Origin of the sequence: Streptomyces sp. WMMC1477 (genome assembly GCF_027460245.1) — a bacterium.
Lineage (GTDB): Bacteria > Actinomycetota > Actinomycetes > Streptomycetales > Streptomycetaceae > Streptomyces.
In genome coordinates, this window is the sequence record NZ_JAPZBD010000003.1 from 1,021,958 (window position 1) to 1,044,030 (window position 22,073).

Annotated in this window: 20 protein-coding genes, 1 tRNA gene and 1 pseudogene; 12 read left to right on the top strand and 10 right to left on the bottom strand. The window is 75.7% G+C overall.

From position 1 onward, the window contains the following. The first annotated feature begins 12 nt into the window (after positions 1-12). The 5 genes from O7609_RS04915 to O7609_RS04935 are packed head-to-tail and all read left to right on the top strand — an operon-like array spanning position 13 to position 5,828. A complete protein-coding gene (locus O7609_RS04915; RefSeq protein ID WP_269733682.1) occupies positions 13-1,278 on the top strand; it encodes a prenyltransferase/squalene oxidase repeat-containing protein in 1,266 nt (421 codons plus the stop codon). Beyond that, positions 1,278-1,973 (top strand): SCO2322 family protein, encoded by a 696-nt coding sequence (locus O7609_RS04920; protein WP_269733683.1) that lies wholly within the window; start codon positions 1,278-1,280, stop codon positions 1,971-1,973. The genes O7609_RS04915 and O7609_RS04920 overlap by 1 nt, the downstream gene beginning before the upstream one ends. After that, a complete protein-coding gene (locus tag O7609_RS04925) occupies positions 1,970-3,139 on the top strand; it encodes an energy-coupling factor transporter transmembrane component T (protein ID WP_269733684.1) in 1,170 nt (389 codons plus the stop codon). The genes O7609_RS04920 and O7609_RS04925 overlap by 4 nt, the downstream gene beginning before the upstream one ends. After that, positions 3,136-4,845: an ABC transporter ATP-binding protein gene (locus O7609_RS04930; RefSeq protein ID WP_269733685.1), complete on the top strand. Its 1,710-nt coding sequence runs from the start codon at positions 3,136-3,138 to the stop codon at positions 4,843-4,845. The genes O7609_RS04925 and O7609_RS04930 overlap by 4 nt, the downstream gene beginning before the upstream one ends. Next, positions 4,842-5,828 carry an ECF transporter S component gene (locus O7609_RS04935; protein WP_269733686.1) on the top strand — a complete coding sequence of 329 codons (987 nt, stop codon included), beginning with the start codon at positions 4,842-4,844 and terminating at the stop codon, positions 5,826-5,828. Before O7609_RS04930 ends, O7609_RS04935 begins: the two co-directional genes overlap by 4 nt. Here the strand turns inward: O7609_RS04935 and O7609_RS04940 are convergent. Further along, positions 5,800-7,833 carry a bifunctional glycosyltransferase 87/phosphatase PAP2 family protein gene (locus O7609_RS04940; RefSeq protein WP_332328032.1) on the bottom strand — a complete coding sequence of 678 codons (2,034 nt, stop codon included), beginning with the start codon at positions 7,831-7,833 and terminating at the stop codon, positions 5,800-5,802. The two genes, O7609_RS04935 and O7609_RS04940, sit on opposite strands and share 29 nt — an antisense overlap. 159 nt (positions 7,834-7,992) lie before the next feature. Between O7609_RS04940 and O7609_RS04945 the strand changes: the two genes are divergently transcribed. Further along, positions 7,993-8,319 carry an antibiotic biosynthesis monooxygenase family protein gene (locus O7609_RS04945; RefSeq protein ID WP_269733687.1) on the top strand — a complete coding sequence of 109 codons (327 nt, stop codon included), beginning with the start codon at positions 7,993-7,995 and terminating at the stop codon, positions 8,317-8,319. 7 nt (positions 8,320-8,326) lie between these two features. Here the strand turns inward: O7609_RS04945 and O7609_RS04950 are convergent, their stop codons facing one another. Continuing rightward, on the bottom strand, positions 8,327-8,923 hold the full coding sequence (locus tag O7609_RS04950) for a GNAT family N-acetyltransferase (protein ID WP_269743126.1): 597 nt from the start codon (positions 8,921-8,923) through the stop codon (positions 8,327-8,329). A gap of 87 nt (positions 8,924-9,010) precedes the next feature. Next, positions 9,011-9,634 (bottom strand): DedA family protein, encoded by a 624-nt coding sequence (locus O7609_RS04955; RefSeq protein ID WP_269733690.1) that lies wholly within the window; start codon positions 9,632-9,634, stop codon positions 9,011-9,013. 182 nt (positions 9,635-9,816) lie between these two features. Here O7609_RS04955 and O7609_RS04960 point away from each other — a divergent pair, with 182 nt between their 5' ends. Further along, positions 9,817-10,425 (top strand): superoxide dismutase family protein, encoded by a 609-nt coding sequence (locus O7609_RS04960; protein ID WP_269733691.1) that lies wholly within the window; start codon positions 9,817-9,819, stop codon positions 10,423-10,425. Positions 10,426-10,498: 73 nt separating this feature from the next. On the opposite strand, the gene O7609_RS04965 is transcribed toward O7609_RS04960, so the two are convergent. Then, entirely contained in the window at positions 10,499-11,176 is a 678-nt protein-coding gene (locus tag O7609_RS04965; RefSeq protein WP_269743127.1) for a GmrSD restriction endonuclease domain-containing protein, read from the bottom strand. 201 nt (positions 11,177-11,377) lie between these two features. Further along, a pseudogene (locus tag O7609_RS04970) lies at positions 11,378-11,857 on the bottom strand (Type 1 glutamine amidotransferase-like domain-containing protein); the annotation flags it as partial. Positions 11,858-12,226: 369 nt separating this feature from the next. On the opposite strand from O7609_RS04970, the gene O7609_RS04975 reads away from it, so the two are divergent. The 3 genes from O7609_RS04975 (at position 12,227) to O7609_RS04985 (ending at position 16,476) form a co-directional block, all read left to right on the top strand. Beyond that, on the top strand, positions 12,227-12,811 hold the full coding sequence (locus O7609_RS04975; protein ID WP_269733693.1) for a TMEM165/GDT1 family protein: 585 nt from the start codon (positions 12,227-12,229) through the stop codon (positions 12,809-12,811). A 309-nt stretch (positions 12,812-13,120) separates the two neighbouring features. After that, positions 13,121-15,184 carry an MDR family MFS transporter gene (locus tag O7609_RS04980; protein ID WP_269733694.1) on the top strand — a complete coding sequence of 688 codons (2,064 nt, stop codon included), beginning with the start codon at positions 13,121-13,123 and terminating at the stop codon, positions 15,182-15,184. A gap of 74 nt (positions 15,185-15,258) precedes the next feature. Continuing rightward, positions 15,259-16,476 carry a choice-of-anchor A family protein gene (locus O7609_RS04985; protein WP_269733695.1) on the top strand — a complete coding sequence of 406 codons (1,218 nt, stop codon included), beginning with the start codon at positions 15,259-15,261 and terminating at the stop codon, positions 16,474-16,476. Positions 16,477-16,597: 121 nt separating this feature from the next. Here O7609_RS04985 and O7609_RS04990 read toward each other — a convergent pair whose 3' ends face one another. The 5 genes from O7609_RS04990 to O7609_RS05010 all read right to left on the bottom strand — a co-directional run bounded on the left by O7609_RS04990 (position 16,598) and on the right by O7609_RS05010 (position 20,374). Further along, positions 16,598-17,257 (bottom strand): TetR/AcrR family transcriptional regulator, encoded by a 660-nt coding sequence (locus O7609_RS04990; RefSeq protein ID WP_269733696.1) that lies wholly within the window; start codon positions 17,255-17,257, stop codon positions 16,598-16,600. A 10-nt stretch (positions 17,258-17,267) separates the two neighbouring features. Continuing rightward, the gene (locus O7609_RS04995) at positions 17,268-18,266 is read right to left on the bottom strand and encodes an NADPH:quinone oxidoreductase family protein (RefSeq protein WP_269743128.1); all 999 of its coding nucleotides are present in this window, start codon (positions 18,264-18,266) and stop codon (positions 17,268-17,270) included. A gap of 406 nt (positions 18,267-18,672) precedes the next feature. After that, entirely contained in the window at positions 18,673-19,203 is a 531-nt protein-coding gene (locus tag O7609_RS05000) for a flavoprotein (protein ID WP_269733698.1), read from the bottom strand. A gap of 467 nt (positions 19,204-19,670) precedes the next feature. Then, positions 19,671-20,183: a hypothetical protein gene (locus tag O7609_RS05005; protein WP_332328035.1), complete on the bottom strand. Its 513-nt coding sequence runs from the start codon at positions 20,181-20,183 to the stop codon at positions 19,671-19,673. 119 nt (positions 20,184-20,302) lie between these two features. After that, a tRNA-Val gene (locus O7609_RS05010) sits at positions 20,303-20,374 on the bottom strand. A gap of 152 nt (positions 20,375-20,526) precedes the next feature. Here O7609_RS05010 and O7609_RS05015 point away from each other — a divergent pair. Both O7609_RS05015 and O7609_RS05020 read left to right on the top strand, forming a co-directional pair. Then, complete coding sequence (locus tag O7609_RS05015; RefSeq protein ID WP_269743129.1) at positions 20,527-21,792, top strand: hypothetical protein; 1,266 nt, start codon at positions 20,527-20,529, stop codon at positions 21,790-21,792. Positions 21,793-21,812: 20 nt separating this feature from the next. Next, positions 21,813-22,034: an FmdB family zinc ribbon protein gene (locus O7609_RS05020; protein WP_269733700.1), complete on the top strand. Its 222-nt coding sequence runs from the start codon at positions 21,813-21,815 to the stop codon at positions 22,032-22,034. Positions 22,035-22,073 lie beyond the last annotated feature (39 nt).

A 22,073-nucleotide genomic window follows, 5' to 3' on the forward strand; every position in this document is an offset into this window, starting at 1 on the left:
GAAAGGCATCCGATGTACCTGCGCCGCTGCGCCACGGCCCTGGCCGCCGTCACCGCCCTGAGCGCGTCGGTGGCCCCCGCCGCCCTGGCCGACGCCTCCCCCGCGCCGTCCCCCTCGCCCTCCGGCTCGCTGCCCGCCGGGCTGTTCGGGACGGCCGACCCCCAGTACGACGGGGTGTGGCGGCAGTCCATAGCCCTGCTCGCCCAGGACGCCGCCGGCTACGCCCCGGCGGACTCGGCCGTCGAGTGGCTGGCGGCCCAGCAGTGCGACGAGGGCTCCTTCCTCCCCTACCGCGCCGACGGCGACGCGGCGTGCGGCACGGACCGGCCGGGCGACACCAACGCCACGGGCATCGCGGTCCAGGCCCTCGCCGCCGTGCGGGGCGCGGACAGCGAACCGGTCAAGGACGCGGTGGCGTGGCTGGAGTCGGTGCAGAACGAGGACGGCGGCTGGGGCTACAACGCCGGCGAACCGACCGACGCCAACTCCACGGCCGTCGTCATCGGAGCGCTCACCGCCGCCGAGCGCCAGCCCGGGGACGTCACCCGGGAGGGCGCCTCCCCCTACACCGCCCTGGACGGCTTCCAGCTCGGCTGCGACGCGGCGGACGAACAGGCCGGTGCCTTCGCCTACCTGCCCGGCGAGAACGGTGAACTGGTGGCGAACGGGCTGGCCACGGCCGCCGGGGCGCTCGCGGCCTACGGCCAGGGCCTGGCCGCCGACCCGGCGCAGGGCGACGCGGGCAGGCCCACCCTCCCGGACTGCGGCGCGGACGACCGGTTCGACCGGGGGGTGTCGGCGCAGGCCGCGGCGGCCTACCTCAGCGCGGCGATGGAGCGCAACGGCGGCTACCTGCTGTCGGCCGCCCCGGGCGCCGAGCCCCAGCCCGACTACGGCAGCACCGCGCTCGCCGTCATCGCCCTGTCCGTCGGCGGGTTCCATGCCGCGGCCGAGGAGCCGCTGAACTGGCTGGCCGAGCACCACACCGAGTGGCAGGGGCTGCCGCAGCAGCCCGCCGGGCTGGGGCAGTTGCTCCTGGCCGTGCGCGCCGGCGGCGGCGACCCCGAGGACTTCGGCGGCAGCGACCTCATCGCCCAGCTCAACGCCACCGGCCCGGAGCCGCGGCTGATCGAGGACGAGGGCTCGGGCATGCCCTGGTGGGCCGTCGGCGCCGGACTCGCCGTGGGCGCCGGTCTCGGCGTGGTGGTCGTCGTCCTGCGCAAGCGGCGCGGCGACGCGGCGGGCGACGGGGCTCCGGCCGAGGGGAACGCGGGCTGATGCCGGCGGCGCGCGCCCTCGCCGTGGCGGCGCTGGGTCTCCTGGTGCTCCTGACGGGCGCGGGGCCGGCTCACGCCGACGGCTACCGGTACTGGTCCTTCTGGACGGCGGAGGAGGGCTCCTGGGTCTACGCCACCCAGGGCCCGGCGACCCTGCGTCCCGCCGACGGCGACGTCGTGGGCTTCCGCTTCACCGTGAGCGCGAGCGCCGGCGAGGGCGCCCGGCCCCGGCAGCGCGCCGACTTTAAGGCCGTCTGCGCGGACACCGCGCCGCGCGAGGGCCGCAAGCGGGTGGCTCTCGTCATCGACCCCGGGACCCCCGAGGACGCGCCCGGCGGCGAGACGCCGCCGCGGCCGTGGCGGGTGTGCGCCTCGGTCGCGCCGGACGCCTCGGTGGGCGACGCGCTGGCCGCCGCCGCCCCGCCCCTGCGCTACGACTCCTCCGCCCTGCTGTGTGCCATCGCCGGATACCCCGAGACGGAGTGCGGCGCGCGGCTCGGCGGGACGGAGGGCGGCGCCGACGGTGCGCGGGACGGCGGGACGGACGCGGGGGACGCCGCCGAGGAGGACCGGAACGAGGCGGACGGGGACGACGGCGGTTCCGGGTTCCCCTGGGCGATCGTGGGCGAGGTACTCGTCGTCCTCGCGCTGGGTGCCGCGGGGGTGTGGCAGGCGAGGCGGCGACGGGCGTCATGACGCGGGCTCTCCTCACCGCACTGCGCGCGCCCTCCGCGCGCCGGGGCAACGCCCTGCACGCCGGGGCCTGGTGGCTCTGGGCGCTGGGTCTGGCCGCCGCCGCGTCCCGCACCACCAACCCGGTGGTGCTGGCGCTGCTGGTGGCCGTGGCCGGGTACGTCGTCGCCGTCCGGCGCACCGACGCGCCCTGGGCGCGCTCCTACGGCGTCTTCCTGCTGCTCGGCCTGGCGGTCCTCGTCACCCGGCTGCTCTTCGCGCTCGTGCTGGGCTCCCCCGTGGGCGGCACGACGGTGCTGTTCACCCTGCCGGAGATCCCGCTGCCCGAGTGGGCCCAGGGCGTGCGGATCGGCGGCCGGGTCACGGCGGAGGGCATGTACTTCGCGTTCCGCGACGGCATGCGGCTGGCCGCACTGCTCGCCTGCGTGGGTGCCGCCAACGCGCTGGCGAGCCCGGCCCGGCTGCTGAAGTCGCTGCCGGGCGCGCTCTACGAGGCCGGGGTCGCCGTCGTCGTCGCGATGACGTTCGCCCCGCACCTCGTCGCGGACGTGCGGCGGCTGCGGTCCGCCCAGCGGCTGCGGGGGCGCCCGGACACCGGCGTGCGCTCGATCCTGCGCGTCGCCCTGCCCGTGCTGGAGGGCGCCCTGGAACGCTCCGTCGCCCTGGCCGCCGCGATGGACGCCCGGGGGTACGGCCGCACGGCGCGGGTCTCCCCCGCCGTGCGCCGGGCCACCACCGGGTGCACGCTCGGCGGGCTGCTGGGCGTGTGCGTCGGCGCCTACGGGCTGCTGACCGCGGACGGCGCCGCCTTCGCCCTGCCCGTGCTCGGGATCGGCCTCGCCGCCGCCCTGGCCGGGCTGCGGCTCGGCGGGCGCCGCACGGTCCGCAGCCGGTACCGGCCGGACCGCTGGGGCGCCCGGGCCTGGCTCGTGGCAGGCTCCGGGGCGGCCGTCGCCGCCGGGGTCATCGCGCTCGCCGCCGCCGACCCCACGGCCCTCAACCCGCCCGCCGTCCCGCTGACGGCCCCCGAAGCGCCCCCGGCGACGGTGACCGTGTGCCTGCTGGGCCTGCTGCCCGCCGTCGTCGCCCCGCTGCCCGACCGCGCCCCGGGCCGGGCCGCGCGCACCGCCACCACCGAGAAGCCGAGGCCGGGGAGGGCCGCGCCGTGATCCGATTCGAGAACCTCCGCGTGACCTACGCCGAGGCCGCGGCCGACGCAGTCACCGGGCTCGACCTCACGGTCCCGGAGGGCGAGCTCGTGCTCGTCGTCGGGCCGTCCGGGGTCGGCAAGTCGACCGTCCTGAACGCCGTGTCCGGGCTCGTGCCGCACTTCACCGGGGGCACCCTCCACGGCCGCGTCACGGTGGACGGCCGCGACACCCGCACCCACAAGCCGCGCGAACTCGCCGACGTCGTGGGCACCGTCGGCCAGGACCCGCTGGCCCACTTCGTGACCGACACCGTCGAGGACGAACTGGCCTACGGCATGGAGTCGCTCGGGCTGCCTCCCGCGACGATGCGCCGCCGGGTCGAGGAGACCCTCGACCTGCTGGGCCTGGTCGAGCTGCGTGACCGCCCCATCACCACGCTCTCCGGCGGACAGCAGCAGCGGGTGGCCATCGGCTCGGTGCTGACGACCCATCCGAGGGTGCTGGTCCTGGACGAGCCCACCTCCGCCCTCGACCCGGCCGCCGCCGAGGAGGTGCTGGCCGTCCTCCAGCGCCTCGTCCACGATCTGGGCACCACCGTGCTGATGGCCGAGCACCGGCTCGAACGCGTCGTCCAGTACGCCGACCAGGTGCTGCTCCTGCCCGCGCCCGGGGAGCCCGCCCGGCTCGGGCCCCCGGCCGAGCTGATGGCCCACTCGCCGGTGCGGCCCCCCGTGGTGGAGCTGGGGCGGCTGGCGGGCTGGTCCCCGCTGCCGCTGTCCGTCCGGGACGCCCGGCGCCGTGCCGGGGACCTGCGCGAGCGGCTCGCGCCCCCTGCCGCCCGACTCCCGGCGGACGCCGCGGAGGCGGACGGTGGTTCCGGTGGCGCCGGTGGTATCGGTGGTTCCGGTTCCCGGCGCGATGGCGGTCCCGGCGAGGGTTCCGGCCAGGACGGCGCCCGGGGCGCGCCGGTCGCCGAGGTCGCGCGGCTGGGCGTGCGACGGGGCCGCGCCACGGTCCTGCACGACGTCTCGCTGACCGTGCGGCCCGGCGAGACCCTCGCCCTCATGGGCCGCAACGGCTCCGGCAAGTCCACCCTGCTCGGCTCGCTCGTCGGGCTGCACCCGCCCGCGGGCGGCACCGTCTCCGTCGGCGGGCTGACCCCGCACCGCAGCAAGCCCGGGCCGCTGCTGCGGCACGTCGGCCTCGTTCCCCAGGACCCGCGCGACCTCCTCGCCGCCGAGACCGTGGCCGCCGAGTGCGAGGACGCCGACCGCGACGCCGAGGCCCCGCGCGGTACGTGCCGCGCCCTCGTCGCCGAACTGCTGCCGGGCCTGGCCGACACCGTGCACCCGCGCGACCTCTCCGAGGGCCAGCGGCTCGTCCTGGCGCTGGCCGTCGTCCTCACCGCCGCACCGCCCCTCGTCCTCCTCGACGAGCCGACCCGCGGGCTCGACTACGCCGCCAAGCACCGCCTCACGACACTCCTGCGGGAGCTGGCCGCCCGCGGCCACGCCATCGTCCTGGCCACCCACGACGTCGAACTCGCCGCGGAACTGGCCGACCGCGTGCTCGTCCTGGCCCAGGGCGAGATCGTCGCGGACGGACCCACGGCCGAGGTCGTCGTCTCCTCGCCGGCCTTCTCCCCGCAGACCGCCAAGATCCTCGCCCCGCAGCCCTGGCTGACGGTGTCCCAGGTGCGGCGGGCCCTCCGGGAGGCGCCGTGAGCGGCGCGCACCGGGACCGCCCGGTACGGCTCGGCCCGCGGGCCGCGGCGGCGCTCGCCCTCGTCTCGGCCACCGGCCTCGTCGCGTTCGGCTGGCCCCTGCTGGCCGACTCCGCCTCCGGGCTCGCCCACTCGGCCGACGCACCCTGGCTCTTCGCCGCCCTGCTCCCGCTGCTCCTGGCCGTCGTCGTCGCCACCATCGCGGACTCCGGGATGGACGCCAAGGCCGTCGCCATGCTCGGCGTCCTGGCGGCGGCCGGGGCGGCCCTGCGCCCGCTCGGGGCGGGCACGGCCGGGCTGGAGCCCATGTTCTTCCTGATGATCCTCTCCGGCCGGGTCCTGGGCCCCGGGTTCGGCTTCGTGCTCGGCGCGCTGGCCATGTTCGCCGGCGCCCTGCTCACCGGCGGGGTCGGGCCCTGGCTCCCCTTCCAGATGCTCACCCTGGGCTGGGTCACCATGGGGGCGGGCCTGCTGCCGCGCCCGCACACCCTGCGCGGCCGCGGCGAGCTGTGGCTGCTCGCCGTCTACGGAGCACCGGCCGCCATGGCCTACGGCCTGGTCATGAACCTCCAGGGCTGGCCCTACATCGGTGGCCTGTCGACCGGTATCTCCTTCGTCCCCGGCGACCCGGCCGCCGAGAACCTCGCCCGGTTCACCGCCTACTGGCTCGCCACCTCGCTGGGCTGGGACGTGCCCCGCGCCGCCCTGACCGCCGTGCTCACCCTCGCCGTCGGCGGCCCGGTGCTGCGCACCCTGCGCCGGGCCACCCGCCGGGCGGCCTTCGCCGCGCCGGTCACCTTCGCCTCCGGTACGGCCGACGCCGTCCGCGAGCGCGGCGACGTCCCCGGACCGGCCGATGCCGTCGGGCCGGCCGGTGCCGAGCGGCCGGACGCCGAGCGCCCCGACGCCGGGCGGTCAGCCGACGCGGGCCCGGCGCCCGGTGCCGTCGGGCGCGTCAGCGGACGGCCGCACCCGGGTCGGTGAGCGGCTCCGCGCGCCCGGCCGGCGCCCGGGCGGCGGGCGGAGCCGCCACGGCACCGGCCCCGTGGGCGTTCGCCGGGGCCCCGGACTCCGCGGCGCCGGCCGTGTGGTGCCGCCACAGCGCCGCGACGCCGAAGCCCCCGGCCACCACCGCGGCGCCTCCGACCGCGTCCAGCAGATAGTGGTTGGCCGTGCCCATCACCACCACCGTCGTCAGCACCGGGTACAGGACGGCCAGCAGCCGCGGCCACAGCGCCGGCGTGACCCGGACGACCACGACGGCGGCCCACAGCGACCAGCCGACGTGCAGCGAGGGCATCGCCGCGTACTGGTTGGAGATGCCGGTCAGCACGCCGAAGTCGGGATCGTCGAAGTCCTGCGGACCGTGTGCGGTGTCCACGTAGCCCAGGCCCGGCATCAGCCGGGGCGGCGCGAGCGGGTAGAGCCAGAAGCCCAGGAGGCCGAGCAGGGTGGCGAACGACAGCGCCGTCCGCGCCCAGCGGTAGGTGGCCGGACGGCGCAGGTAGAGGACGCCCAGCAGGGCGATCGGCACCAGGAAGTGGAAGGCGCCGTAGTAGAAGTTCATCGTCTTCGTCAGCCCGTCGGAGGCCGCCACGAGTTGGTTCAGCCCGTGCTCCACGTCCAGCCCCAGCGGGCGTTCCAGCGCGAGGATCTGCGCGCCGTGGGCCTCGGCCGCCTCCCGGCCCCCGGCCGCGAGCGAACGCACGTAGGAGTAGACGAAGTAGCCGACGCGGATCAGCAGCAGCTCCAGCATGAGGTTGGGGCGGCTGAACACTCCCGAGGGCTCCGGACGCGCCCACACCGCGGAGCGCCGGGAGACGAACGGCAGCCCGCAGGCGGCGAGCAGGGCCGCCAGCAGCGTGACGTTCTCACCGAACGGCGCGAGCCAGGCGATGTGCGGCACGAGCGCCGCACCGTCCATCGTCAGGACCAGGACGACGAACACCGGCCACACGTAGCGGTCCCCCTTGCGCCGCCCCACCCGGCCCACGGCCGCGAGCAGCACCCACAGGTGCAGGTGCGGCCAGGCGACCGGGGAGACGGCCACCGCGGTGCACCCGGTGACGGCGGCCGCCAGCAGCCACTGGCCGTCCCGCGCGTAGTGCCCGGCGCGGCGCAGGCCCAGGGCCGCGGCCACACCGGCCAGCACCGCCCACAGTGCCGGCTCCAGCGGGCCGGTGAACCCGAGCCGCAGCAGCAGCCCGTGCAGCGACTGGTTGGCCGCGTCGCCCGGCGCCGCCCCCAGCCCCGCCCCGGCGAGGTGGTGCACCCAGTACGTCCACGAGTCCGAGGGCAGCGCGGCCCAGGCCAGCACGGTGCCGGCGGCGAAGGTGGCGCCGGCCCACAGCGCCGCCGTCCGGCGCCCGGGACCGGCGCCCCGGACCGAGGCCCACCACAGCACCGCGGCGAACAGCAGGAGGGGCGGCTCCAGCGCGGCGGCGAGGCCGAGCAGTACCCCGGCGAACCGCCCGTACCGGCCGGCGGCGAGGAACCCCGCGAGCGCCAGCAGGACCGGCACGAGCCCGGTGCCGCCTGCCGCGAAGGCGTCCCGCACCGGCAGCGACACCATGAGCAGGGTGACGACGGCGGGCAGCGGAAGCAGCGCCCAACGCCGGGAACGCGGACCGGGCAGGGCCAGGACGACGAGCATGCCGAGCCCGGCGACGAGCAGCAGGCCCAGCCCCGTCCAGACGACGCCGAGCCCGGGATCGTCCCCCGCTCCGGCCAGCGGTCTGAGCACCAGCCCGGCGAGCGGCGTGCCGGTGAACCGCCCGTCGGAGTACAGCAGGCCGTCCCCGCTGAGCGCACCGCGCTCGCCCAGCCACGCCACCAGGTCCGTCAACCGCCGCTCGGGCGGCAGCCGCAGCACCGCGACCGCCTGCCGCGTCAGCAAACCCGCCGCCAGCAGCCACAGCACCACCGCGGCCACCGGCGCCACGCCCTCAAGCGGCCGCCTCTCGGCCCGCTCCCCGATTTCCGCCGTCACACCCGCCCCGTTCGTACGTCCTGTCCGGCGCTATTCTCGCCGACGCCGCCCCGATCGTTTCCCCCGCGTTTCCCCCGAGAGCAGACGCGGCTCACGCGGGGACCACCTGAGCCACGGCGCACCCGGTCCGGACGGCCGCCGGTGGGGCAGGATGGGGTCATGAGCATCGTGAAGATCAACGTTCTGACGGTTCCGACCGAACAGCGTGAGGTGTTGGAGCAGCGCTTCGGCGCGCGGGCCGGCGCAGTGGAGAACTCGGACGGCTTCGAGTGGTTCGAGTTGCTGCGCCCGGTCGAGGGCACCGACCAGTACCTCGTGTACACCCGCTGGCGCGACGAGGCCTCGTTCCAGGCCTGGATGGAGGGCCCGATGAAGGCCGCCCACCAGCGCGGCGGCGAGGACGCCCCGCAGCAGAAGCCCGCGGCGGCCGGTTCGACGCTGTGGTCGTTCGAGGTCGTCCAGCAGGCCGCGCCCAAGCAGGGCTGACCCCCGCTCAGCCCGCCGGGCTTCCCGGCAACCGGGAGACCGCGCCCCGCGCGCGGTCTCCCGCCGTCGTCAGAGGCCGAAGGCGGGCGGGTAGGTGACGGGGCCGGCGGGGGGGCGGGGCCGCGGTGAGGGGGAGGGCGAGGAACGCCTCGGCGGGCCAGTCGTGGCCCGGGGGCGGCGTGATGCCGAACTCGGCGCAGGGCCGGAAGCCGAAGCGCGGGTAGTAGTCGGGGTGGCCGAGCACGACGACGGTGCTCTCCCCGGCTTCGCGGGCGGCGTCCAGGGCTGCCTGGACGGCGGTGGCACCCGCGCCGCTCCCCTGCCGCTCGGGCAGCGTGGCGCAGGGGGCGAGGGCCAGCGCCTCGGCGGTGCCGATGTGACAGCGGCTCAGCAGGACGTAGGCCACGGGCTCGCCGTCCGGCGTCTCGGCGAGCCAGGACAGGTGGGGCAGCCACGCGGGGCCGTTCCGCAGGGCGTCGACGAGTTCGGCCTCGTGCGGCGAGTCGAAGGCGGACCGCAGGATGCGGCGGACGGTGGCGGCGTCCAGGGTGTCGCCCGGCACCTCGGTGCGGGTGTGCCAGGTCTGCTGAGGGTCGTCGGGCATGGCAGGCATCGTCCCATGTGACGGCCTCGTCGGCGGTCTGCCGCTGGCCGGACGGGTCTGACGTCGGACGGGCCGGACGTCGGAGGATCAGCCGGGGGCGCCGTCGGCGTGGCCGCGCAGCAGGCGGGCGGCGATCGCGCCGGCCGCGCACAGCGCGGCGACGGAGACGGCGGCGCCGCCCCAGCTGACGCCGAGCACCCGGCCGCCGAAGTAGCCCAGGGACACGCTGTATCCGGCCCAGGCGAGGCCCGCCACGGCGGACCAGATGACGAAACCGTGGACGCCGCGGCGGGTCGCGCCGGCCGCGATGCTCGTCACCGTCCGGCCGGCCGGGGCGAAACGGGCGAGCACCATGAGAGGGCCCCCGCCCCGGCGCAGTGCGCGGCCCAGCCGGCTCTGCGCCGTCGAGAGTCTTCGTGAGCGGGCCACGAGGGCGGCGAAGCGGTCGCCGCCGCGCCGGGCCAGGAAGAAGGCGGCGACGTCACCGAGGACGGAGGCGGTGGCCGCGCACAGGATCAGGAAGAACGTTTCGGGCAGCCGGGCCCCGGGAGCCGCGCCGGACTCGGTGAACCCGGCGGCCGCCGCGGTGGCGGCGGTGACCAGCAGGACACCGCTGGGCAGCACCGGCAGGAACACGTCCAGCAGGACGGAGAGCACGACGAGGACGTAGATCCACGGCTCGTAGACCAACGTCCCCAAAGATTCCAGCACCTTCGCTCCCGGTCCGGCTCCTCGGACGGGAGCTGCCTTCCGCCGTACAGCGTACGCGCGGTTCCCCCACACGGATCGCAGGGGTTCGCGTGGCGCCGCACTCGTCGCGGATCTGCACCGGGGACGGGGCACAGTGTCCGCGATACCGCTCGAAGGGGACTCGAGAGACGAGGGAGAACGACATGGTCACTGGCCCGGCCACGGCGGCGATGGCCGCCGCGCTCGCGGTGCTGTCCACCACGGGGGCGAGCCCGGCGACGAAGGCGGCGCCCCACACACAGGGCGTGGTCCAGATCACCCGGGCCGCCGGCTTCGTCGCGGCGGAGGCGCACCCGGGAGCTACAGCCGTGACGTACGCGCCGGATCTCGTGCCCGAGGGCGCCGGGGTGCGGGTGCGTCAGCAGCTGGACGACGAGGGGATGACGGTGGCTCTGGCGGTCCACGGGCTGGAGCCGGACCACACCTTCGGGGCGCACGTCCACACCCGGCCCTGCGGTCCCGGACCGGCGGACGCCGGCCCGCACTACCAGCACGTCGTGGACCCGGTGCAGCCCTCGGGCGATCCGGCCTACGCCAACCCGTGGAACGAGGTCTGGCTTGACGTCACCACGGGTGCGGACGGCACCGGGACCAGCCGGTCCCGCAAGACGTGGACGTTCCGCCCGGGCGAGGCCCGCTCGGTGACGCTGCACCGGCACCAGACGCGCTCGGAGCGCGGTGAGGCCGGCTTCGCCGGGGAGACCGTCGCCTGCTTCTCGGTACCCTTCGTCCCGCGGGCGCCCGTGGCCTGACGGGGGAACGGCGGAGGAACGGCGGGGGCCCGGGGCCGCGTGGCACCCGGGCCCCCGCCGTTGCGCGCAGGCGTCAGCAGCCGTTGAGGACCGAGCGCAGGGCGGACTTCTCGGCCGGGTCGATCTTCATGTAGTAGTTGTACTTGACCCATACCCAGGAGCGGGCGTACAGGCACTGGTAGCTCGAACGCGGCAGCCACTCGGAGGGGTCCCGGTCGCCCTTGGATCGGTTGGAGCTCGCGGAGACGGCGATGAGCTGGGCGGCGCTGAGGTTGTTGGCGAAGGAACGCCGCTTGGAGTAGGACCAGGAGTGAGCGCCGGAGCGCCACGCCTCGGCCAGCGGGACGACGTGGTCGATGTCGAGGTCCGAGGAGTCGTACAGCGTGACGCCGTCGTACTGGGAGTACCAACGGCCACCGGTCGCACGGCACTCGGAGTCCGTCGTGACGTTGTAGCCGTCGCGCTGCAGGACGACCTCACGGGTGTTGCAGTTGTCGCCCTGCGAGATCCAGTGCGGGAAGAGGTCGCGGTCGTACCCGCTCAGCGAGTCCTCGCTGTCGACGGTGAGCACGTCGAGCATGTAGAGCGCCGTCGAGGTGCTCGGCGGGGTGGGGGGCGCGGCCTGTGCGGTCGGGGCCGTGGCCAGCAGTCCGGCGGAGAGGCCCGCCAGGGCCACGGAGGTGGCCAGGGCCAGTCGGGTGCGACGCGCGTAGAAGCGCGCCTTGAGGGCGGACAGGCGTATGCGGGGCATACGGACTCCCTGGGGTGAGGGGATGCGGCTGGTGGGGGTCGTACCGGTGGCGCCTCCGGCATGCTGCTGCCGCCGGGTAGCGCCCCGGCGGGCCGCAGGTAACAGATTGACGACATGAACACGTCAGTTCAAGACCCGCGCACACCCCGGCTTCCACCACGGCCCCCGAAACCGCGCGGAAGTACGCGCGGCCCGCGGACCTCACACCGGAGAGCCGGGGCGCCGGCCGACGTGGAGCACGCGACAGGGCACCGCCCGCTCCTCGACCCCGCCGCGCTCACCCCGCTTCAGCCGGTACAGCCGCGCACGCGGCCTGCGCGTCACCGCGTCGGTCAACAGACCGTCGGTGAAGAGGGCGCCGACACCGTCCTCCAGCGCCCACCCCGCCGGGAGCGCGCCCGCCTCCACGGCTGAGCGACAGGACGAGCGGCGGCCCGGCTCACCGTCGTAGCGGGGGCAGACCGAGCCGGGCAGCAGCCCCAGCCCGTCGGACAGACGTGTCAGCGGGCCGAAGGAATCCGTATGCGAGCCCTCGGCCCGGCAGTTGGCTCCGGCGCGGATGCCGCACAGCACCGTTCCGCGCGCGCAGGCCTCGCGCAGGATCTGGTCCACGCCGTGCGTGCGCCAGACGGCCCGGAGGTTCGCGGTGTTGCCCCCGCCCACGGAGACGACGTCCTGGGCCGGCACGCCGCTCCGGCACGACAGCCATGTGAAGCCTCCCACACCTGCACGGTCACGCGGACGGAGCGCCGGGCCCCTCCGAGGGGGCGCTGCCAGGCCGAAGGCGGCGCCCGCAAGCGCACAAGCCCGGCCACGGCCCGAAGCGGGGCCGGGGCGCATGGCCTAGGCTGGGGGGCCTGAAGGGGAGTAGCCCTCCGCCGGACCGTCGACATACTGGGCGGCTCACACACCGCCCCGGCGCCCGGAGCGCCACCGCGAACCACGCGGTGCGCCGGCGAGACCTTCGGCCGCAGTGTCCCGTACGCTGCCGCGCCGAAGCACGTCTCACCGCAGGCCTCGGCGCGGCCCGAGCCCACGAGGTATCCATCCGTGTTCAGTGTCACCGTCGCCGCCGTCGTGTTCGGCGTCGTCTTCCTCGCCGAGCTGCCCGACAAGACCGCCCTCGCCGGACTCGTCCTCGGCACCCGTTACCGCGCGTCCTACGTCTTCGCCGGGGTCGCGGCGGCGTTCGCCGTCCACGTCGCCCTCGCGGTGGCGGCGGGCAGCGTGCTGACCCTGCTGCCCGAGAGGGTGCTCGCGGCCGTCACCGGGCTGCTCTTCCTGGGCGGTGCGGCGATGCTGCTGTGGCACCAGGGCGCGGACGAGCAGGAGGAGTCGGTGGAGCGCCCCGCCGATCCCTCGTTCTGGAAGGTGGCGGGCAGCGGCTTCAGCCTGATCATGATCGCGGAGTTCGGCGACCTCACCCAGATCATGACCGCGAACCTGGCCGCCCACTACGAGGATCCACTCTCCGTCGGGATCGGCGCGGTGCTCGCCCTGTGGTCGGTGGCCGCGATCGGGATCCTCGGCGGCCGGGCGCTGATGCGCCGCGTGCCGCTGCGCCTGGTCACGCGCATAGCGGCGGGCGTCATGACCGCGCTCGGCGCGTGGAGCCTGTACGAGGCCCTCGCCTGAGGCCCCGGGGCCCGACGCCGGCGGGGCGCGACGCGCGGGGGCCGGGGGCGGGGCTCTCTCGCCGAGCGACCCGGAGGGCGCCGGGAGGGAGGACGGGGAAGGCCCCCGGACGACACAGAGCGGCCCCGCCCGCTGGTCAGGGATCCCACGTCGGTTGTGGGAACGGGCGGAGCCACTTTGTTTTGTCATCGTACAAAACAAAAACGGCCAGCGCCAGCCCTCCGCACGCCGGAGGGTCCACGGAGCACGCGCGCCGAACCGCCGTCGGCTCGACAGGACGGCGGGCGGAAGGTCCCCGACCATGGATCCATGACGCAAGCGCCGACCGCCGGGCCCACCACCGGCCAGGACAAGCGCACCCTCTACCTGGCCCTCAGCGCCCTCCTCATGGGCATGCTCCTCGCCGCGCTCGACCAGACGATCGTGGCCACCGCGCTGCCCACGATCGTCAGCGAACTCGGCGGCATGAACCACCTGTCCTGGGTCGTCACGGCCTACCTGCTCGCCGCCACCGCGGGCACCCCGCTGTGGGGAAAGCTCGGCGACCAGTACGGGCGCAAGCGCCTCTTCCAGGGCGCCATCGTCCTCTTCCTCGCCGGCTCCGCGCTGTGCGGAGCCGCCCAGAGCATGGGGCAGCTGATCGGCTTCCGCGCCGTGCAGGGGCTCGGCGGCGGCGGGCTCATGGCGCTGTCCATGGCGATCGTCGGCGACCTCGTGCCGCCCCGGGAACGCGGTCGCTACCAGGGCGTCTTCGGCGCCGTCTTCGGCGTCACCAGCGTGCTGGGCCCGCTGCTCGGCGGCCTGTTCGTCGACCACCTGACCTGGCGCTGGGTCTTCTACGTCAACCTCCCGCTCGGCGCCCTCGCGCTGCTCGTCATCGCGGCCGTCCTGCACCTGCCCGCGCGGCGCGAGCGGCACCGCATCGACTACCTGGGCACCGCGCTCATCGCCGGCGTCGCCGCCGCCGTCGTACTGGTCACCTCACTCGGCGGCACCACCTGGCCCTGGGGCTCGCCCGAGATCGTCGGGCTCGCCGCCCTCGGCGCCGTCCTGCTCCTCTGGTTCGTCCAGACCGAGCGCCGCGCGGCCGAGCCCGTGCTGCCGCTGAAGCTGTTCCGCATCCGCACCTTCACCCTGTGCTCGGTGATCGGCTTCGTCCTCGGGTTCGCCATGTTCGGCTCCCTCACCTACCTGCCGACGTTCCTCCAGGTGGTGCACGGCATCAGCCCCACCCTCTCCGGGGTGCACATGCTGCCCATGGTGCTCGGCATGCTCGTCACCTCCACCCTTTCCGGGCAGCTCATCACCCGCACCGGGCGCTGGAAGATCTACCCCGTCACCGGCACCGCGCTGACCGTCGTCGGCCTGCTGCTCCTGCACACCCTCGACGCGGACAGCGGCGGCTGGCGGATGAACCTGTACTTCCTCGCCTTCGGGCTGGGGCTCGGGCTCGTGCTCCAGGTGGTCGTCCTGGCCGCGCAGAACGCCGTGCGCTACGAGGACCTGGGCGTCGCCACCTCCGGGGCCACCTTCTTCCGCTCCATCGGCGCGGCCGTCGGCGTCTCCGTCTTCGGCGCGATCTTCGCCGCGCTGCTGGAGCCCCGGCTCACCGACGCCCTGGCCGGCCGGCCCCTGCCACCCGGCGTCACCCCCGACGGGCTGGCCGAGGACCCGCGCGGCCTGGGGCGGCTCGACCCGGCCGGGCAGGCTGCGGCCCGGGAGGCCTACGCGGACTCGATCACCGACGTCTTCCTCTGGGCCGCGCCGGTCATGGCCGTCGCCTTCGTGCTCGCCTGCCTGCTCCACGAGACTCCGCTGCGGGCCAGCGTCCAGGCCCCCGACACCAGCGAGACCCTCGGCCTCAACCCCGTCGAGCGCTCCTCGCGGGAGGAGCTGTGCCGCGCGCTCTCCGTGCTCAGCACCCGCGAGGGCCAGAAGGACCTCTACGCCCGGCTCGTCGCCGACGCGGGGCTGGAGCTGCGTCCGGCCGCGGGCTGGCTCCTGCTGCGCATGTACCGCGACGGCACCGTCGAGCCCGCCCTGCTCGCCGACCGGCTCCACATCGACCGGGGCGTCATCCTCGCCGGGGCCCGGCAGGCCGAGGAGCGGCACCTCGCCGACCGCGAGGGGCCCGGCCTGAGCCTCACCGCCCGCGGGCAGGACGCCGCGGCCCGGCTCGCCGCCGCCCGCGAGGACGCGCTCGCCGCACTCCTCGGCGACTGGTGGACCCCCGAGCGGCCCCGCGACCTCACTTCCCTCGTCCACGAACTCTCCCTGGAGCTGGGCGGCTCCGAGACGGAGACGCCGCACCGGGACGACGGCCGCCCGCCCCGCGGCCGGGCCCACGGCCCGGGCTGGGACAAGGGTTCGTGACGGCTTCATCACGGTCTCGCCCACGCGCCCAATCCACTTGACCGGCTCCTTGCGCGCTGGCGATCATGCCTCGCATGCGGCCCCTCCCCCCACGCGCTGCCCTCGTCCCCGCCTTACTGGCGGCCAGCGGCCTCCTCGTCGCGACGTCCGCACCCGCGGCCGCCGCCCCGGCCTGCGGCCCGCAGCTCGGCGCCGCCGGGGCGTTCACGGAGTTCGTGGAGGGTGACGCCGCACGCTTCGGCAGCACCGGGGGAGCCGTCGCCGTCGGCGGCGACGCCGACTTCACCCGTGGCTTCCGCCTCGCCGCCCACCCCGCCTCCGGCGACGTGCCCGACGACACCACACTCGTCGTCGGCGGCACCCTGCACAACGGCCCGGCGGGCAGCGCCACCTTCACCGTTCTGGAGCGTGGCACCACGGTCTACGGCGAGCTCGACGGCCGTCCCCCCGTCCTCAAGTCCGGCCTGGAGGCCGTCCAGGGCGGCTCCGCCGTCGACTTCGCCGCCGAGTTCCAGGGCCTGCGCGACCTCTCCGAGCGGCTGGACGCGCTCCCGGCCCGCGGCAGCGTCACCGTCACGACGGCCAACGGGGGCGCCGTCGTCCGGCTGCTGGGCGCCGACGAGGCCCTGAACGTCTTCCCGGTCAGCGCGGAGCAGCTGGCCTCCGCCCGCCGGGTCGAGCTCACCGTGCCCCGCGGCGCGACGACGGTCGTGAACGTCTCCGGGCACGTCTACGCCGACGGGGCCCCGCGCATCGAGTCCCGGCCGACGCCGGAGGGCTCCACCGAAGGGGACGGCGGCGACCGCGCGGGGGCCGGGGGCCTCGCGCCCGGCAAGCTGCTGTGGAACTTCCCCGACGCCGCGAAGGTCGTCCAGCCCGCCAAGGCCGACTGGCCCGGCACCCTGCTCGCCCCGCACGCCGACGTCGAGCTGGGCTCGGGCGGCCAGGTCAGCGGCACCGTGATCGCAGCCTCGCTCGACGGCCCCGGATCCGACACCCGCCGGGCGCCCTTCACCGGCTGCCTCGACACGCCGCTCACCCCGCCCACGAGCCCCTCCGGGTCCACCGGGTCCGCCGGGTCCACCGACGAGGACCTGGCGGGTACCGGCTCCGACGGCAACATCCACGGCCGCGCCCTGCTCGCTGCCCTCGTCGGCGCGCTGGCCGCCGGTGCCGCCGGGCTCTGGACCACCGCCGGCCGCCGCAACCGGGACCGCGGGCCCGGGCACGGCCCCGCCCGGGCCTGCGAGGGCGGGCGGCTCGACGTCAGCGCCGACACCGGGCGCGGCTGACTCCGCCGCCGCGACCCTCCGGCCCGCACCCTTCGGCGCCGGTCAGCTCCGGTCGGCGCCGGTCAGTTCCGGTCAGCGCCGGTCACCCAGGCCGGTCCCGGTCAGCCACCGTCGGCGCCGGTCAGTCCCCGTGGAGGCCCAGGTGTGTGACGAGCTCCGCCGGCAGCTCCGTCCTGATCCCCGGCTCCGCCGTCGTCACGAGGGCGGGCAGCGCCTGGGCCAGCAGCAGCACCACGTCCTCCCGGGGCATCGGACGCTCCCTCGCCCAGGCCAGGGCGGTGTCCTCGACGAAGCTGAACCAGCCGCGCAGCACCAACTCCGTCCGCGGCGTCCGGCTGACCGGCCCGAGGGCCGCGGCCGCCCGCTCCACGAACGCGCCCCGGATCTCCTCGTAGATCTCGACGACGTAGTCCGCGCCCCCGGCCGAACCGCGCAGCAGGGCGACGTACGGCTCCCTGCGGCGTTCGAGGAACCCCAGGTAGCCGTCGAGCGACTGCGTGAGCTGCTCGGCGAGCGGGGCCTCCGGATCCGGACGTGCTGCCCGCAGGATGCGGCGGGCGGCGGCCCGGACCACGGCGACGTAGAAGTCCCGCTTCGTGGCGAAGTAGTGGAACAGCAGCCCACGCGAGATCCCCGCCTGCGCCGCGATCTCGTCGATCGACAGCTCGTGGATCGGCCGTTCCGTCAGCATCCGCAGCCCGATGCCGACGAGTTGGCGACGCCGGTCCTCGGCACTCAGGCGCGCACGGGCGGAGACGGGCCGGGAGGGGGAAGCGGGCATGCCCGCCATTCTAGGAAGGGTCCTCGGAACCGCCCTGCGACGCCACCTCCAGCACGACCTTCCCCAGCGCCGTCCGCGCCTCCAGCGAGGCGATCGCCTCGGCCGCCCGCTCCAGCGGACAGCGCACCGGCTCCGGCACCGACACGGCCCCCGAGGCCAGCAGCGGCTCCAGCTCGGCCCACTGCTCGGCCAGGTAGCCGGGGTTCGCCAGCCACCAGCCGCCCCAGCTCACGCCGCGCACGTCCACGTTGTTCAGCAGCAGCCGGTTCACCCTGACCGTCGGGATCTCGCCACCGGTGAAGCCCACGACCAGCAGCCGCCCGGCCGGGGCCAGCGAGCGCAGGCTGTCGGTGAACCGGTCACCACCCACCGGGTCGACGACGACGTCCACGCCCCGGCCGTCGGTCAGCTCCCTGACCCGGGCGAGCCAGCCCTCGGTGAGCACGACGTCCGTCGCTCCGGCCGCCTTCGCGACCTCCGCCTTCTCCTCGGTGCTCACCACGGCGATCACCCGCCCCGCGCCCAGCGCCCCGGCCAGCCGCAGCGTCGACGTCCCGACCCCGCCCGCGGCGCCGTGCACGAGCACCGTCTCGCCGTCCCGGAGTCCGGCGCGCTCGCGCAGCGCGAAGTGCACCGTCAGGTCGTTGAACAGCAGCCCCGCGCCCGCGGTGAGGGAGACCGCGTCCGGCAGCCGGAACGCCATGTTCGGCGGCACCGCGGCCACCTCCGCCATGCCGCCGCCGAAACCGGTCAGCCCGACCACCCGGTCACCCGCCGCGAACCCGGAGCCCTCCGGCGCCCGGCGCACCACTCCGGCCACCTCGCCACCGGGCACGAACGGCAGCTCCGGCCGGTACTGGTACAGCCCCCGGGACAGCAGCACGTCGGGGAACGCGACCCCCGCCGCGTGCACGTCCACCAGGACGGCACCGGGATCGTCCGGCACCGCCGCCTCGCCCAGTTCCACGGCCTCCGGCCCGTCCAGCCGCGTGATCCGCACCGCCCGCATACGCCCCTCCGCTGTTCCGGTCTTATTGAGCAATGCTCGATAAAGTACCAAGCGCGTTCCCCGCTGTCCCCCCTCGCCGGGATCGCATCGGTTCACGGGAACTCACTCGCCGTACAGCCCCGCCGGCTCATCTCCAGCCTGCCCTGCGCATCACCCTCGTCGAGGACGTACGGCCCCCGCGCCCGCTTCGCCGCCCCACCGGCCAGGTCCGACAGCAGCCCCTGCCGCGACGTGGCGCGCCGGCCGGCGGGAGGCTGTGACGACGGTCCGCGCGGCGGGCTCGGTGCACGAGTCGTCGACGGCCGTCATGCCGTCGACCGTGAGCCCGGCAGCGGTCACTGTGCAGGTTCGGGTTGAGCGTCCGAGCCCGCCCGCGGTCGCGGTTGCCGTCTTCACGAAGCCACCCTCAGCTCAACGCCGCAGCAAGTGCCAGGTGCCACGGGTAACCTTCGGCGTCCCCTCGCCCCGGCGGGTCGGGCACGAAGCCGTCCGGCTCGCCGTACAGAACGCGCACCCCGGCGCCGCGCAGCGTCTCCAGGCTCAGGCCGAACTGCGGGTGGCTGGCGTAGGCGCTGTTGACGCACGGCATCACGACCAGCGGCCAGCGCTTCCCGATCGCCTCGACAGCATGCCCCGCAAGCCACGTCGAGGTCAGCCCGAGCGCGACCGCGTTGACCGTGTTCAGCGTGGCGGGGACGATCGCTGACACGGTCGCCTCAGGCCAGCTCGATGTTTCGCCCAACCGTCGCTGAGCGTGCCGCACCGGGTGCCCCGTCAGCTCCTCCAGGGCCGGGACGCGGTCGCTCATCCACTCGGCGGCCGTCGGCGTCAGCCCCACGCACACCTCCCACCCCTCGGCTTGCGCCGCTCGAACGGGTCGGTCGATGTACTGCACGGGCGGGGCCGCGCAACCGAGGAGGTACAGAACTCGCGTCATGGCCGGCAGTTCACCACACCCGGCCACCCCGACCGGGTGTGGCCGGACGGTACGCGGGTGCCGTTTCGCGGCGGAAGCACGGAGCGGAGTACGGCCGTTCAGTCCCTGCAACGGGGCCCGGCCTCAGCGCCGTACGGCCGCCACGGCATCGGTGTACAGCTCAGTCCTGCGGTACCGGACGACGAGGGCCGCGACATCACCTCGACGGCACGGCAGTCGCTGCGCATCGGAGACGGTGAGCGCCCGGTCCAACGCCGCGGGTTCCTGGTCCCGTAGCGGCGCCTCCCCAACCCGCAGAGGGCTGGCCCGACGTGCTCAGGCCCGGCCACCCTGCGGAGGCCGGGCCTGACGGGGCACCGCACCGGCTCGGAGCCGCCGCAACGCCTGACCGTCCGGGCCGCCCGCCGGTGCGCTGCCTGCCCGCGTGGCCGACCGGCGTGGGCTCCGGTCTTCGGCCACCCCCGCCGTTACCGGTCCGTGCCGTCGCGCGTCGGGGCTGTGCGCCGCTGCCGGAGCGCGTAGACCACTGCCACGATCGACATCAGCAGGAAGAACACGGCCGCTCCCCCCGACATCACCGCCAGCACGGCGGCCCCGCCGCCCCCCACGTCCGCTTCGCGCACGGCCACCCGTGGATCGCCGGTGTGGTAGCGGACGGTCATCTCGGCCCCGACCGAGCTCTTCCCACCACCGCTGCCCGACGGCAGGTCCGCCACCACGGTCCTGCCGTCGACCTCGAACTCGACCCGGCACCGGCCCAGCATGCACGAGCCCTCCGTATGCAGCGTCGCAGCAGCCCGCTCGGCGTCCTGGAAGGAGCGCAGATGCTGTGCCGCCGGAAGCATGACGAGTACCGACAGGGCGGCCGACAGGAGCGTGAGAGCCGACAGCGTCACCACCGCCGCGACCGGCCGCCCGCTGCCCGCGACCGCGTCCGGGTGCCGCTCGCCGGCTGTGCTCGCGCCTGGTGTTCCGTCCAACGCTCACCGTCCGTTCCGCCGGGAGTGCCGCGACGCCGCCCGGCCGGGGGCGCCCGCCGCTGCCCAGCATGCCGAAGACCCCCGGCGTGATGGTGATCGGCTGGGGGTCTTCGTACCGGTGGGCGCAACAGGGATCGAACCTGTGACATCTGCCTTGTAAGGGCAGCGCTCTACCGCTGAGCTATACGCCCGGGACGTGCGCGCGCCCCGTGGACGGGGCGCATGACGAGGGTAAAGGATAACCGCCGCCGTGCGGTGCCGTGGACGGTGCGGGTTGGGCGGGCGGTGGGACAATGGGCGCCGGGCCACTGTCGAGAGCCGGGGAGAGGATTGCGTGGCGGCGATGAGCGGGGGCGGCGTGACGCGACGGTGGGGCTTTGGCGGTGGGCGTGCGCAGCAGGCCCGGGCCGAGGCGCAGGCGGCCAAGGACGCGGCGGCGGCCGCGTTCTACGAGCTGGACACGGCGCAGCGCGAGTTGGGCATCTCGGTGGAGACGATCACCGCGGTGGACGGCTCACCGGCGGGGCGGCGGGTGGCCGGGGAGTTCGCGGAGTTCGGGCGCCGGGTGGACGAGGTGAGCCACGCCTACATCAGCGCGGTGGACCGGCACGACCTGGATCGGGAGGGGCTGGAGCCGGGGGCGGCGCAGGAGGCGCGCCGGGACCTGGAGGGGGTCAGGGGCGAGCTGGAGCGTGCGAAGGGTGAGCTGGAGCGCTTCGGGCGGGGGCTGGCCCCGCTGCTGGAGCGGGCCGAGAGCCAGCTGGCGCAGGTGGCGCCGGCGGTGGAGCGGGCGCGGCAGGCCCTGCTGGCGGCGACGCGGGAGCTGGACGCGGCCCGGGAGGCGGGGTTCGGGGCGGACGAGTTCGCGGCGCGGCTGGCGGCGCTCGGCCCGGAGCTGACGAAGCTGAACGAGGGCGCGGGGCGGCACGGCGTCGGGGAGACGATCCGCCGGGCGGAGGACGTGCAGCGGCGGGCGGGGGCGGTGCGCGAGGAGGTGCGGCGGCTGCCGGAGCGGGCGGCGGAGATCGACCGCAGGCTGGCGTCGCTGCGTACCCGGGCGGAGGCGCTGGCGACGCGGGCGGACGGGGTGGAGCCCGTGCTGAGCGAGCTGCGGAGGCGGTTCAGCGCGGCGTGCTGGGAGGATCTGCAGCGGGTGCCGGAGCAGGCGCGGGACGCGGCGGGGCAGGCGCGGCACAAGCTGACGGAGGCGGGGGCGGCCCGGCGGGAGCAGCGCTGGGCGGACGCGACGGTGCTGCTGGGCACGGTGCGGGCGCTGTTGAACAGCGGGGACAGCGCGGTGGCGGCTGCCTCGGAGCGGCTGGAACGGTTGACCGAGGTGGCGTTCAGCCACGAGCGGGAGACGGAGCGGGCGCGGTTCGCGCTGCGGGACGCGCAGAAGCTGGCGATGGCGGGGCGGAGCACGCCGGATCCGCGGCACGCCCGTCCGCTGGACGACGCCGTCGAGCGGTTGGACCGGGCGGTGGGGGCGCTGGAGGGGGGTGGCCGGCATCCGGACTACTGGCACTTCCTGACGGAGCTGGACGCGATCCGGGAGTCGGTGGCGGCGGTGGTGCGGGATATCAGGGAGAGCCGGGGCGGGGCGGGCTGAGCCGCGGTTATCCTGCGGGTATGCCGAGGTATGAGTTCCGTTGCCGCGAGTGCGGCACGTCGTTCGAGGTCAGCCGCCCGATGGCGGAGTCCGGTGCGCCCGCGTCCTGCCCGGAGGGGCACGCGGACACGGTGAAGCTGCTGTCGGCGGTCGCGGTCGGCGGCACGGCGTCGGCGGGTGCGGCGGCGGCCGCTCCGTCCGGGGGCGGCGGGGGCTGCTGCGGAGGCGGCTGCTGCGGCTGAGGCCCGGGACGGGCGCCGGGGACGGGGGCCGCCGGGAGC

Bases quoted from the DNA above. Each gene is read 5' to 3' on its own strand.
- O7609_RS05015 (WP_269743129.1), top strand. From the start codon at position 20,527: ATGAGCGGGGGCGGCGTGACGCGACGGTGGGGCTTTGGCGGTGGGCGT.
- O7609_RS04980 (WP_269733694.1), top strand. From the start codon at position 13,121: ATGACGCAAGCGCCGACCGCCGGGCCCACCACCGGCCAGGACAAGCGC.
- O7609_RS05020 (WP_269733700.1), top strand. From the start codon at position 21,813: ATGCCGAGGTATGAGTTCCGTTGCCGCGAGTGCGGCACGTCGTTCGAG.
- O7609_RS04995 (WP_269743128.1), bottom strand. From the start codon at position 18,266: ATGCGGGCGGTGCGGATCACGCGGCTGGACGGGCCGGAGGCCGTGGAA.
- O7609_RS04985 (WP_269733695.1), top strand. From the start codon at position 15,259: ATGCGGCCCCTCCCCCCACGCGCTGCCCTCGTCCCCGCCTTACTGGCG.
- O7609_RS04950 (WP_269743126.1), bottom strand. From the start codon at position 8,923: ATGCCCGACGACCCTCAGCAGACCTGGCACACCCGCACCGAGGTGCCG.
- O7609_RS05000 (WP_269733698.1), bottom strand. From the start codon at position 19,203: ATGACGCGAGTTCTGTACCTCCTCGGTTGCGCGGCCCCGCCCGTGCAG.
- O7609_RS04920 (WP_269733683.1), top strand. From the start codon at position 1,278: ATGCCGGCGGCGCGCGCCCTCGCCGTGGCGGCGCTGGGTCTCCTGGTG.
- O7609_RS04945 (WP_269733687.1), top strand. From the start codon at position 7,993: ATGAGCATCGTGAAGATCAACGTTCTGACGGTTCCGACCGAACAGCGT.
- O7609_RS04960 (WP_269733691.1), top strand. From the start codon at position 9,817: ATGGTCACTGGCCCGGCCACGGCGGCGATGGCCGCCGCGCTCGCGGTG.
- O7609_RS04965 (WP_269743127.1), bottom strand. From the start codon at position 11,176: ATGCCCCGCATACGCCTGTCCGCCCTCAAGGCGCGCTTCTACGCGCGT.
- O7609_RS04925 (WP_269733684.1), top strand. From the start codon at position 1,970: ATGACGCGGGCTCTCCTCACCGCACTGCGCGCGCCCTCCGCGCGCCGG.
- O7609_RS04990 (WP_269733696.1), bottom strand. From the start codon at position 17,257: ATGCCCGCTTCCCCCTCCCGGCCCGTCTCCGCCCGTGCGCGCCTGAGT.
- O7609_RS04915 (WP_269733682.1), top strand. From the start codon at position 13: ATGTACCTGCGCCGCTGCGCCACGGCCCTGGCCGCCGTCACCGCCCTG.